Origin of the sequence: Pseudomonas sp. (assembly GCF_048269965.1) — a bacterium.
Taxonomy (GTDB): Bacteria; Pseudomonadota; Gammaproteobacteria; order Pseudomonadales; family Pseudomonadaceae; genus Aquipseudomonas.
Genome location: NZ_JBLWTV010000005.1, coordinates 1 through 12,302 on the forward strand (window position 1 = coordinate 1; position 12,302 = coordinate 12,302).

General features: G+C 62.5%; 10 protein-coding genes. 6 read left to right on the top strand and 4 right to left on the bottom strand.

The features are described 5' to 3' along the window. Nucleotides 1-160: 160 nt before the first annotated feature. Nucleotides 161-1,720 (top strand): FGGY-family carbohydrate kinase, encoded by a 1,560-nt coding sequence (locus ACN0X6_RS07445; RefSeq protein ID WP_417702959.1) that lies wholly within the window; start codon nucleotides 161-163, stop codon nucleotides 1,718-1,720. A 163-nt stretch (nucleotides 1,721-1,883) separates the two neighbouring features. Here ACN0X6_RS07445 and ACN0X6_RS07450 read toward each other — a convergent pair whose 3' ends face one another. Beyond that, on the bottom strand, nucleotides 1,884-2,582 hold the full coding sequence (locus ACN0X6_RS07450) for a pirin family protein (RefSeq protein WP_417702960.1): 699 nt from the start codon (nucleotides 2,580-2,582) through the stop codon (nucleotides 1,884-1,886). Between the two features lie 176 nt (nucleotides 2,583-2,758). On the opposite strand from ACN0X6_RS07450, the gene yegS reads away from it, so the two are divergent. The 3 genes from yegS (at nucleotide 2,759) to ACN0X6_RS07465 (ending at nucleotide 5,585) form a co-directional block, all read left to right on the top strand. Then, nucleotides 2,759-3,676 carry a lipid kinase YegS gene (gene yegS, locus ACN0X6_RS07455; RefSeq protein WP_417702961.1) on the top strand — a complete coding sequence of 306 codons (918 nt, stop codon included), beginning with the start codon at nucleotides 2,759-2,761 and terminating at the stop codon, nucleotides 3,674-3,676. Nucleotides 3,677-3,768: 92 nt separating this feature from the next. Continuing rightward, nucleotides 3,769-4,701 carry a chemotaxis protein CheV gene (locus ACN0X6_RS07460; RefSeq protein ID WP_417702962.1) on the top strand — a complete coding sequence of 311 codons (933 nt, stop codon included), beginning with the start codon at nucleotides 3,769-3,771 and terminating at the stop codon, nucleotides 4,699-4,701. Between the two features lie 77 nt (nucleotides 4,702-4,778). Beyond that, a complete protein-coding gene (locus ACN0X6_RS07465) occupies nucleotides 4,779-5,585 on the top strand; it encodes an MOSC domain-containing protein (protein WP_417702963.1) in 807 nt (268 codons plus the stop codon). A gap of 179 nt (nucleotides 5,586-5,764) precedes the next feature. Here the strand turns inward: ACN0X6_RS07465 and ACN0X6_RS07470 are convergent, their stop codons facing one another. Next, on the bottom strand, nucleotides 5,765-7,693 hold the full coding sequence (locus ACN0X6_RS07470) for a transglycosylase SLT domain-containing protein (protein WP_417702964.1): 1,929 nt from the start codon (nucleotides 7,691-7,693) through the stop codon (nucleotides 5,765-5,767). A gap of 236 nt (nucleotides 7,694-7,929) precedes the next feature. Between ACN0X6_RS07470 and ACN0X6_RS07475 the strand changes: the two genes are divergently transcribed. Both ACN0X6_RS07475 and ACN0X6_RS07480 read left to right on the top strand, forming a co-directional pair. Beyond that, nucleotides 7,930-9,855, top strand: coding sequence for an ATP-binding cassette domain-containing protein (locus tag ACN0X6_RS07475; RefSeq protein WP_417702965.1), 1,926 nt, complete (start codon nucleotides 7,930-7,932; stop codon nucleotides 9,853-9,855). 18 nt (nucleotides 9,856-9,873) lie between these two features. Then, a complete protein-coding gene (locus ACN0X6_RS07480) occupies nucleotides 9,874-10,560 on the top strand; it encodes a DUF6901 family protein (protein ID WP_417702966.1) in 687 nt (228 codons plus the stop codon). A 91-nt stretch (nucleotides 10,561-10,651) separates the two neighbouring features. Here ACN0X6_RS07480 and ACN0X6_RS07485 read toward each other — a convergent pair whose 3' ends face one another. After that, nucleotides 10,652-11,101: a universal stress protein gene (locus tag ACN0X6_RS07485; RefSeq protein WP_017361528.1), complete on the bottom strand. Its 450-nt coding sequence runs from the start codon at nucleotides 11,099-11,101 to the stop codon at nucleotides 10,652-10,654. A 147-nt stretch (nucleotides 11,102-11,248) separates the two neighbouring features. Then, the gene (locus tag ACN0X6_RS07490; protein WP_417702967.1) at nucleotides 11,249-12,070 is read right to left on the bottom strand and encodes a hypothetical protein; all 822 of its coding nucleotides are present in this window, start codon (nucleotides 12,068-12,070) and stop codon (nucleotides 11,249-11,251) included. Nucleotides 12,071-12,302 lie beyond the last annotated feature (232 nt).

Consider the following 12,302-nt stretch of genomic DNA (forward strand, 5'->3'; position numbering starts at 1 on the left):
ATAGTCCCTCCGCCTCGGCACTCTTTTGGCTTACCTCTTCCACTTTAGAGTGCCTGACGAACATACAAGCCCGGATGTAATCCGGGGACGAGTGAAGATGCCGCTCCCGGATTTCATCCGGGCTACGCATGGGCATAGGTACAACAAGAAGGATCACACCTTGAGCGAACCAAGCTACCTGCTGAGCATCGATAACGGCACCCAGAGCGTGCGCGCGCTGCTGTTCGATACTCAGGGCAACCTGCTGGCCAAGGGCAAGGTGGAGCTCGACCCTTATTTCTCCAGCCAGCCGGGCTGGGCCGAGCAGGACCCGCAATACTACTGGGCCAGCCTCGGCGAGGCCTGTCGCCTGCTGTGGCAGCAGGTGGATATCGACCGCAGTCTGATCAGGGGCGTCGCCGTCACCACCCAGCGCGGTAGCATCATTCACGTCGATGAGCAGGGCGCGCCGTTGCGCCCGGCGATTCTCTGGCTCGACCAGCGACGTGCCGAGGTCGCGGGGCGTATCAAGGGCCTGTGGGGCTGGCTGTTCAAACTGGTGCGCGCCGAGGAGGCTGTGAATCATTTTCGTGGCCAGGCCGAGGTCAACTGGGTCGCCCAGCATCAGCCGGACATCGCCGCTCGCGCGCACAAGGTGCTGTTGCTCTCGGGCTTTCTCACCCATCGCCTGTGTGGTCGCTTCGTCGATTCGACCAGCAGTTGCGTGGCCTACCTGCCGTTCGATTACAAGCGCCTGCGCTGGGCCGCGCCTGGTGACTGGAAGTGGCAGGCGCTGTCGGTGCGTCGCGAGCAACTGCCCGAGCTGTTCAAACCGGGTGAGCGCCTGGGCAGCATCACGGCCTCCGCGAGCCGCCATACCGGTATTCCAGAGGGGCTGCCACTGATCGCCGCCGGAGCCGACAAGGCCTGCGAAGTCCTTGGTTCGGGTGTGCTGGAGGCGACCACTGCCTGCCTCTCCTACGGCACCACGGCCACCATCAACACCACGCGCAGCCGTTATCTGGAAACCATCGCGCTGATACCACCGTATCCGGCAGCGTTGCCGGATCACTTCAACACCGAGGTGATGATCTATCGCGGCTTCTGGATGGTCAGCTGGTTCAAGCGCGAGTTCGGCCTGCGCGAGATGCAGCGCGCCGAAGCACTGGGTGTGCCACCCGAGGCGCTGTTCGACGAACTGGTCAACGCCGTGCCGCCGGGTTCCATGGGCCTGATGCTGCAACCTTACTGGACGCCGGGCATTCGTGAGCCGGGCCTGGAGGCCAAGGGCTCGATCATCGGTTTTGGTGACGTACACACACGCGCGCACTTGTATCGGGCGATTCTGGAGGGATTGGCCTATGCCCTGCGCCAGGGCAAGGAGCGCATCGAAAAACGCTCCGGCACCTGCATCGAGCGCCTGCGCGTCTCCGGTGGCGGTTCGCAGAGCGATGCGGCGATGCAGCTGACTGCCGACATCTTTGGCCTGCCGGCCGAGCGTCCGCACCTTTATGAAACCAGCGGCCTGGGCGCGGCGATCAACTGCGCAGTGGGGCTGGGGTTGCACGCCGATTATCCGGCTGCAATCGCCGCCATGACGCGGGTTGGTCAGGTGTTCCAGCCGAACCCGGAGGCCCAGCGCGTTTACCAGCAGCTCTACGGGCAGGTCTATCAGCGCATGTACCGCCAGCTCAAGCCGCTGTACCAGCGCATTCGCAAGATCACCGGTTATCCGGCGTGAGGCATGCGGTGGGCGTATGGACGTAGGGCGTACTCGCGAAGCAGTACGCCGCTGGACTTGTGTAGCACCGAGGAACGGCGGACTGTTCGCTTCGCTCCTGAGTCCGCCCTACATCACTACAGAAACCAATCGCCCTCCGAAGTGGAGGGCGATGGTTTGTGCATCAGGCGACATCCACCAGCACGATCTCGCTGTCTTCCTGCGCTTCGATGCGGATCAGCGTTTCATCGGCGATGGCCACGCCATCACGTGCCTTGACGGCTACGCCGTTGACACTGAACGCACCGGTCGCGCCCACCAGATAGGCCTTGCGGCCCGCTTGCAGGGCGTATTCGGCGCTTTCTCCAGCCTTGACCGTTGCGGCAACCAGACGCGCGTCGGTACGGATGCGCAGTGCGTCGACATCCTCCTCGTAACCGCTGGCCAGGGTGACGAATGATCCCGAGCGGTCACCTTTGGGGAACGGCTTGGCGCCCCAGGAGGGCGGCAAGCCGGCCTGATTTGGCTGAATCCAGATCTGGAAGATCTTGGTGGTTGCGTCCTCCAGGTTGTATTCGCTGTGGGCGATACCGGTGCCGGCGCTCATCACCTGCACGTCGCCGGCCTCGGTACGGCCTTTGTTGCCCAGGTTGTCCTCGTGGCTGATGGCACCTTCGCGAACATAGGTGATGATCTCCATGTCGCGATGCGGGTGCGGCGGGAAGCCCGAGTGCGGTGCGATCTCGTCGTCGTTCCACACGCGCAGACGGCCCCAGTTCATCCGCTCGGCGTCATGGTATTCGGCGAAGGAAAAATGGTGACGGGCGTTGAGCCAGCCGTGGTGAGCACCACCGAGTTGTTCGAACGGACGTACATCGATCATGGTCAATCCTCCAGTCATGCACGAGTTCAGTCCCGTGCCGCGTTGATGGCGAATGATCCATTTGGATTGATCGATTTAAAAGCGCAATTTTTACAGAATTGATATCGATTAATTTGATTAATCTTCATGAAGGCCAAGCACTAGGCTTTCGCTGATTCTTTCAAGGAGGACGCGCCATGCGCGAACGTAAGGCCTGGTTGATCCTGCATGGCAAGCAAGCGTTGAACGTAGAGGTGAGGGCGGCGGTGAACGGGCTGCGCGAGCGTGGTTGGGATCTGGCCGTGCGCCTGACCTGGGAAGGTGGCGACGCCGAGCGGCTGGTCGAGGAGGGATTGGCCGCTGGTTATTCAACGCTGATCGCCGGCGGTGGTGACGGCACCCTGCGTGATGTGGTCGAGGTGCTGGTCAAGGCGCAAAGCGATGCCAGCCTGGCGCTGCTGCCGCTGGGCACGGCCAATGATTTTGCCCACGCTGCCGGTATTCCGCTGACGCCTGCTGCGGCGTTGGCCCTGCTCGAGTTCGAGCCGGTGGCGGTGGATGTGGGCATGGCGGGCGAGCGGGCCTTTCTGAACATGGCCACCGGTGGTTTCGGCTCCAACGTGACGGCCAATACGCCTGAAGAACTCAAGAAAGTCCTGGGCGGCGCCGCTTATCTGCTCACCGGGCTCAGTCGGTTTTCCGAAGTGCGCGCGGCAGCCGGTCGTTTTCATGGGCCGGATTTCGAATGGCAGGGCGAGTTCCTGGCCCTGGGCATCGGTAACGGGCGACAGGCCGGTGGTGGGCATCTGCTTTGTCCGGAGGCGAGCATCAACGATGGCCTGCTCGATGTCTGCATCGTGCCGGCGGCGCAGGATGCAGTCAGTACCTTGGGCACGCTGTTGTCCGGGGGCATTCTTGGCTTGCAGAGCGTTGCGGTCAGCGCGCGGCTGCCCTGGCTGGAGGTGGAAGCGCTGGAGGGTTTGGACCTGAATCTCGACGGCGAGCCGATGGAAAGCAAAGGTCTGCGCTTTCGTGCCGAACCTGGCGCCCTGCGTCTGCATCTGCCCGAGCATTCATCCCTGCTCGCTGGTCAGGTACAGAGCGCTGAGGCATGATGGCTGCGCGCCAGCAATGCTTCAGTCTGCCGGCAGTCCGCCGATAACCCGAACGGCAGACTAGAATCACCTTACATACCTCGGAGCACATGATGGCCGGCATCCTCGATTCAGTAGATCAACGCACGCAACTGGTCGGCGAGAACCGTCTGGAAATTCTCATGTTCCGCCTGGCTGGCCGGCAGTTGTTCGCCATCAACGTGTTCAAGGTGCAGGAAGTCCTGCAGATGCCCAAGCTGACGCTGATGCCGCAGCGCCATCGCTTCGTCTGCGGTGTGGTCAACCTGCGCGGTCAGACCCTGCCGGTGATCGATCTGTCCCAGGCCATCGGCATGCGTCCGCTGGTGCCGGATGAGCGCAGCACCATCATCGTCACCGAGTACAACCGCTCGGTGCAGGCCTTCCTGGTCGGCAGCGTCGACCGCATCCTCAACCTCAACTGGGAGTCGATTCTGCCGCCCCCGGGTGGCGCCGGACGTCAGCACTACCTGACCGCTATCACCAAGGTCGAGGACCAGATCGTCGAGGTCATCGATGTGGAGAAGGTGCTGGCCGAGATCGTGCCGATGAGCACCAAGGTTTCCGCGGAGAAACTCGCCGACCCTCTGCTGGAAAAAGCCCGTGGCCGCGAAGTGCTGCTGGTGGACGATTCCAGCGTGGCGCTGAGCCAGCTGCGCGATACCCTGACGCAGTTGGGTCTTCGCCTGCACATGGCCAGTGACGGCCTCAAGGCCCTCAACCTGCTGAAGAAGTGGGCCGACACCGGTGAGGTGATGACCGACAAGCTGCTGATGATCTTCACCGATGCCGAGATGCCGGAAATGGACGGCTATCGCCTCACCAGCGAAATCCGCAACGACCCGCGTCTCAAGGATCTCTACGTGGTGCTGCACACATCGCTGTCGGGCAGCTTCAACGAGGCGATGGTGAAGAAGGTCGGCTGCGACAATTTCCTCTCCAAGTTCCAGCCGGACAAACTGGTGGATGTAATTCGGCAACGTCTCGAGCTGGACGAAGCTCGCTAAGCCCTTGATGCCTCGCAGCGCTTGTGAGCATCGCCGTCAGCTCGTATAACGGCGTTTTGCCAACAGGAAGCTGACCCATGCCGAGTCTTTCGGGGCTGTACCGTTATCCGCTCAAGTCCGGTCGCGGCGAAGTGCTGCAGCGCAGTGCGGTCGACGGTCTCGGCCTGCAGGGCGATCGGCGCTGGATGCTGGTCGACGCCGACAACGGCCGCTTCATCACCCAGCGCCTGCTGCCGCAGATGAGCCAGTTGAGCGCCCTGTACGACGCGCGCGGTGGCTTGACCCTGAGCGCGCCCGGTCGCAATGAGCTGTGCGTGGCGCTGCCCGATCCCGAGCAGGATCTGCGTGGCGTCATCGTCTGGCGTGACAGCCTGCGCGTGCCGGATGCCGGTGATGAAGCGGCCGCGTGGCTCAGCGACCTGCTGGGCAAGCCTTGTCGCCTGGTGCAGGTGCCGGAAGAACGTACCCGCCAGGTCGACACCGCCTATGCGCAGCCGGGGGATCGCGTGGCCTTCGCCGATGGTTTCCCGCTGCTGCTGATTGGCCAGGCCTCGTTGGACGATCTCTCCCTGCGAGTCGGGCAGCCGCTGTCCATGCTGCGTTTTCGCCCAAACCTGGTGGTCACCGGCAGCGAACCCTACGCGGAAGACAGCTGGAAGCGCATCCGCATCGGCGAGGTGGAGTTCGAGGTGGCCAAGGGCTGCTCGCGCTGCATCCTCACCACCATCGACCCGCAGACGGGCGAGCGTAGCGTCCAGCGTGAGCCGCTGGCCACGCTCAAGACCTATCGGGAACGCGATGGCGACGTGTATTTCGGGCAGAACCTGCTGCCGCGTGGCATCGGTGAGCTGCAGGTAGGAATGCCGGTCGAAGTCCTGGAGTAGGGTGCGCCGTACGCACCGGGTGATCCGCTAGCTGCCGGAACATCTGATGGACGCGGCAACTTTTGTCGCGGCGGTGGCCTGATGCCCATGAGGTATTGACGCGGAACGCCCTCTGGCCCCTGCGTGGCGTATGGAAAAGCGAGCCCCGATCAGACACCTGCCTGATCGTGGCTTTCGTTTTACTGATCGTCGAAGAAACGCTCGTTCCATGCCACCAGCGGGTGGGGGGCGCCCAGCTTCTGACCGTAGATCACCGAGTAAGACAGCACGTTCTGCACGTACTGGCGGGTTTCGTCGAACGGAATGTTCTCGACCCAGACGTCGTAACTGAGGTGATTGGCGCCGCGCAGCCACTGGCGCACGCGACCTGGACCGGCGTTGTAGGCAGCCGAGGCGAGTACGCGGTTGCCATTGAACTGACCGTACACCTGGCTGAGATAAGCCGCGCCCAGTTGGATGTTGGTGTCCGGGTTGAGTGCCAGTTGCGGCGAAGCCAGGGGGATGCCGAACTTGCGTGCGGTTTCCTTGGCGGTGGCCGGCATCAGCTGCATCAGGCCCATGGCGCCTGCGTGGGAGCGGGCGTCGGCCATGAAGGCACTTTCCTGGCGGGTGATGGCGAACACCCAGCTCGAATGCAGATCACGGCGCTTGGCTTCGCGTACCAGCTCGTTGCGATGGGCCATGGGGAAGCGCACTTCCAGATCGTCCCAGTACTGGGCCTGGCTGATGGTGCGGATGGCCGGGAAATACCACTCCATTTCGTAGGCCAGGCGCGCCTGGGCCACCAGTTCATCGCGGCTGAACAGGCGGCTGACGTGATACCACTCGCGGCGGCCATCGACGATCTGCCCGCGTTCATGGAATTCCATTGCGCGCTTGATGCCGGCAGTGTTGCGCACTTTCTGTACCACCTTGGGATCGAGGGCCAGTGGCTGGTTGTTCAACGCGTAAGGCGCCTTGACCTGATCCGCCGCCATGAAGCCATAGAAGTCGCGCTCCTTGGCCAGCGCCTGGAACAGCACGGCCGGCTGCTGGCTGTTGGGTTGCGCCAGTTGCAGGCTGCGCGCATTCCAGTAACGCCAGCGGTTGCTGCTGGCCAGATCGGACGGCATGTTCTGGGTCAGCTGATAGGCCTCTTCCCAGCGGCCGTGACGCAGCAGTAGGCGCGCACGCCATTCGCTGACGGTGTTGTCACGCAGTTGCGGGTCGTACTTGGCCATTACCTGCAGGCCGCGCAGGTCGAAGCGTTGCGCCAGGCGCAGGCCGATCTGCCGGGCGATGGCGACCTGTTCGTCGGAGGAGAACTTCATGCGCTGGGCGTAGCCGTCGAGCAGGGCCAGGGCATCTTCCGGGTTCTGCCGAGCCAGGCGGCGCAAGCCGAGGCCGACCACATCGCTCATGGTGCTATCGGCTGGCGCGAAGCGCGCAGTGTTCTTCAGCAGTTGCGGCTTCTGCGCCACTTCGACCATCAGCTTGCCGCGCTCACCGAGCGTTGGCAGGCCCTTGATCAGGAAGTTGGCCAGGCCGTAGTTGCCGCTTTCCACCGCCAGCTTGGTGCGCTGCCAGCGGCGTTGCTCGGTGAGCTGGCCATTGGCGGCCCAGCGTTCGAACAGCGGGTCACAGGCGTTGGGCTGGGATTTTCCCACCAGCCAGAGCTTCTCGGCGGTGGCGTTGCCTTCGGCAGTCAGGCCGTGGCTGAGCTGGTACTGGCCATACAGGCAATCCAGTTCGGTGAAATTGAGCTTGGCGTCGTAGTGATCGAGAAAGGGCTTCCAGTCGCCACGCTCGGCCAGCCAGCGCAACCAGCGCAGTTTCATCCAACTGGCCTGGGGCAGGTCCCCGTGTTCGGCGAGAAACTTCTCGATCTCGGCATTGCTGGCCGACTTGAGCCGGTTGGTCAGCTCGTCATAGGCCAGATAAGGCGTCAGTGGGTAATCGCGCAGCGCGTTGGCATACTGGCGATAAGGGCCACTGTCGCCCTTGGCCAGGGCCCGCTTGGCCTCATCATAGTACTGGCGCTGCTGGGTGAGGCTGGCAGCTTCGACACTGGCGACAGCGGTGGCGGTAATAATCAGACAGGAAACTACAGAGAGAAAGCGACTGCGCATGGCATTTCCAGGAGAAGCAGAGGTATGGGGCAACACGATCCGTGTCGTTGCATAGCTCTAGCTTAGCGCTTCATCGGGGTGCGGTGAATGCCGTCGGGCCAGATGGACACATGTAGCAAAGATGCGCTTTGCCTGCGCCAGATGATGAGCAGGGGCGACATCTGTTGCGTCTGTGGAAACGGCAACAGCCGGCTGGCAACTCGGGTAGAATGCGCCGCCTGTTTCTGGAGATGCCCATGACCCTGCTCAAGTTTGCCGATGTATCCCTCGCCTATGGCGCCATGCCCCTGCTCGACGGGGTGTCCTGGCAGATCGCGCGGGGTGAGCGGGTGTGCATCATCGGCCGCAACGGCACCGGTAAATCGAGCATGCTGCGCTTGGTCAAGGGCGACCAGATGGCCGATGACGGCGAGATCTGGCGCGCTCCGGGGCTGAAGATCGGCGAGCTGCCGCAGGAGCTGCCGCGCGCCGACGAGCGCACGGTGTTCGACGTGGTCGCCGAAGGCCTGGCCGGCGTTGGCGAGCTGTTGGCGCGTTATCACCACCTGGCGCAGAACATCCACGGGGATGACGACCTCGAGCAATTGATGCACGTGCAGCAGGAGCTGGAAGCCAAAGACGGCTGGCGTCTGCAGCAACTGGTCGACAGCACCCTGAGCCGCCTGCAGTTGCCGGCCGACAAGACGCTGGCCGAGCTCTCCGGGGGCTGGCGGCGTCGCGTGCTGCTGGCGCAGGCACTGGTGTCCGAGCCTGATCTGCTGCTGCTCGATGAGCCGACCAACCACCTGGACATCGGCGCCATCGCCTGGCTGGAGGAGGCGCTGAAAGACTTCGGCGGCGCCGTGCTGTTCATTACCCACGACCGCTCCTTCCTGCAGAACCTCGCTACGCGCATCCTCGAACTGGATCGTGGCGGCCTGATCGACTGGAACGGTGACTACGCCAGCTTCCTGGTACACAAAGAGCAGCAACTGGCTGCCGAGGAAACCGCCAATGCGCTGTTCGACAAGCGCCTGGCTCAGGAGGAAGTGTGGATTCGTCAGGGCATCAAGGCCCGTCGCACCCGTAACGAAGGGCGTGTACGTGCGCTCAAGGCAATGCGTGCGGAGCGTAGCGAGCGGCGCGAGCGCCAGGGCAAGGCCAATATCCAGCTCGATACTGCGGACAAGTCCGGGAAACAGGTGATGGTGGCAGAGAACGTCAGTTTCGCTCACGCCGGCGGCCCGTTCCTGGTCAAGGATTTCTCCGTGGTCCTGCAGCGCGGCGACCGCATCGGCCTGCTTGGCGCCAACGGTACCGGCAAGACCACCCTGCTCAAGCTGTTGCTCAGCGATCTGCAACCGAGCAGCGGCAAGATCGAGGTCGGCACCAAACTGGAAGTGGCGTATTTCGACCAATTACGTCACCAGCTCGAGCCGGAGAAGACGGTAATCGACAACGTCGCCGAAGGCCGCGATTTCATCACTATCGACGGCCAGAACCGCCATGTACTGAGCTACCTGGGCGACTTCCTGTTCAGCCCGCAACGCGCCCGTACCCCGGTCAAGGCGCTATCGGGTGGCGAACGGGCACGACTGTTGCTGGCCAAGTTGTTCAGCAAGCCGGCCAACCTGCTGGTGCTCGACGAACCGACCAACGATCTGGACGTAGAAACCCTGGAACTGCTCGAAGAAGTACTGCTCAATTTCCCTGGCACCGTGCTGATGGTCAGCCACGACCGTGCCTTCCTTGACAACGTCGTGACCAGCACCCTGGTGTTCGAGGGCGAAGGCAAGGTGCGCGAGTACGTCGGCGGCTATCAGGATTGGCTGCGCCAGGGCGGTTCGCCGCGCCTGCTCGGGGTGGGTGAAAGCAAGTCCGGCAAAGCCGAACTGGCCACTGCCATCGTCGAAGCGCCAGCCCCCGCTGCGGCCGCTTCGGTGCAGGAGAGCGCCGAGCCGGCGAAGAAGAAACTAAGCTACAAGCTGCAGCGTGAGCTGGAAGCGATTCCGGGGCAGATCGATGCCCTGGAGCAGGAAATGGCCGCGGTACAGGAGCAGGTATCCGATCCTGCCTTCTACCAGCAGCCAGTGCAGGTCACCACGGAAGTATTGGCGCGTCTCGAGGGCTTGCAGAAGGAAATGGACGAGTTGCTCGAGCGCTGGGCAGAGCTGGAAGGCTGACGAAGGAACGAACGGGCAATGGCCATCGAGTACCGCATTACTCTCGACGACAATCATCAGTTCAGCTATCGGATCGAGCTGAGCCGCGAGTATGACCCCGTCCAGGCGCAACAGGCACCCGCCTGGACGCGCCTTGAGCATCAGCAATGCAGCAATTGCCCGCTGAGTCGCGAGCAGTTCAGCCATTGTCCGGCCGCAGTTGATCTGCATCGGGTGATCGAGGATTTTCGTGGCCTGCCAGCCTTCAAGAAAGCCAGCGTCTGGGTGCGCACGCCGGAGCGTGAGTACACCAAGCATGTCGGGTTGGAAGAAGGTCTGCGTGCGCTGCTCGGGGTGATCATGGCCACCAGTGCCTGTCCGGTGCTGGCGCGCCTGAAACCCATGGCGCAGCACCATCTGCCCTTTGCCAATAATCAGGAGTTCATCCTGCGCGCGGTATCGCTGTACCTGACGCGGCAGTACTTCAACATGCGCGAGGGGCGTTTGGCCGATTGGGAGCTGAAGGGCCTGGTGCGCCTGTTCCAGCAATTGAAACTGGTCAACCAGGCCTTCTGGCAGCGCATTCACGACACCTGTGAAGGCGACTCCAACCTCAAGGCCTTCCTCACCTTCTTCTCGATGTCATCGAGCATGACGGTGTCGCTGGAAACCCAGCTGCAAAAGATCCGCCCGCTGGTCATGAGCGCGGGCGAATCGTTCGAGTAGGGCCGAAGCCAAAAAAGCTCGCCGCTGAAGCGCCTCCCATGGGCAGAGCCAACGCGGCTACTGTGGGAGGGGCTTCAGCCGCGACGCGATCTCAAGCGCCTTTTTCGCCTTTCTTCAGACGCACTGCGAGTACATCGCAGGGCGCGCCGTGCAGCACGTCATTGGCGGTGGAGCCCAACAGCAGCGCCAGGCCGTGGCGACCATGGCTGCCGACCACGATCAGGTCGCAACCCTGCTCTTCGGCCAGGCGGTGGATTTCCTGGCGCGGTTGGCCATAAGCCAGATGGCGCTGATCGGCAGTCAGCTCGGGATACTTGCCAGTGAAGCTGTCCAGGCGCTCGCGGGCCTGTTCGAACTGCTGTTGCTGCAGCATCGACAGGTCCATCGGCACGTCACCGCCGAAGGCCATGGCCATCGGTTCGACGATATGCACCAGAGACATCTTGGCGCCACTGGCCTGGGCCAGTTTCTGCGCGCGTACCACTACGGGGTCGCATTCCTCGGTCAGGTCGACGGCGACCAGAATGTGCTGATAGGGCATGGTGAACTCCTCCTTAAGGGGCAGATGGCTCTGTTTCAAGTATGGCCCCATTGTGAGGGATAGGGCGACCGGTCATGAAAAAGGCAAAGAAAAGCCCGGTGCGAGCACCGGGCAATAGTTGGGCCAGGCAGGCCGGAAACATGGGCATCAGTGTTGGCTGGTGGCGTACTGGGCGGCAACGGCTTCCAGGCCTTCGATGATGCTGTCGGAATACTTGCTGATCAGGAAAGGTACGGTGTTTTCGTTGTAGTTGCGCAGGGAGTTCTCGATGTAACGCCACTTGGTGCCGATGGCGTTCAGGGCTGCGTTGATCTCCGGGGTGTTCTGCTGGGCGGCACTGAGATTGTCCAGCTTGCTGGCGAATTCGCCTGCCAGCTCGTCAATGGCGCGTTCTTCGCCACCGCCGAAGAAGCTGGCGCCGACCGAGGCACTGCGTGAAGCATAGTCCAGGGCGATGTTCTGCATCAGCAGGCTCTGCTCACGGCTCTTCTGAGTCAGCTGCGGTACGCTGAAACCGCTTTCTTGCTGAATCTTCTGATACAGCTCCTGACTGATGGCCATGATGCGCTGGTTGTTCTCGGCCAGATCGGCGACGGGTTGCAGGTCGGTGAAACCCTGGCTGCGCATGGCGTCCATCAGTACCTGGAGCCCGCTGCGGTAACTTTGCCAATTGGTTTGCAGCTGGGCGCGCAGCGCCTTGCTCGCATCGCCGGGCATTTCGCCCAGGTCGTTCAGGTGTGATTGGCCTTCCTGCAGGGACTCGCCAATCATCCGTGCGTAGCGCTGGTCGCCTTCCATGCCGTTATACATGTAGAAGTCGCCCAGGCTTTTCTGTGTTGCCAGGCGCAGCTGGTGCAGGCGCAGCAGATCATTGGCTGGCGCGGCGCTGAGCAAGGTGGAGGAGAGCGACGTGAAGACGAAAAGGAGCAGGGCGCTCAGGGGAAATACAAGCGAACGGCGGCTCGACATTGGCGACTCCGTATGGCCCATCGAGGGGCTCGATTTGTTTTTGTGTTGCCCTCAGGTGGCGCTGTGCCAGCTGAAAGTGAGACGACTGTACCCGGCGCGGGGCGATTTGGCTAGGCGCCTGGACCTGTCCATACCAGGCAGGCAGGCGCTCGCAATGGCGCGTTATTGACGCTGTTTATCGGAACCGGCTGGAGGCCACGAATGACCAGGCCTGCAGAAAACGTCGGGAAAT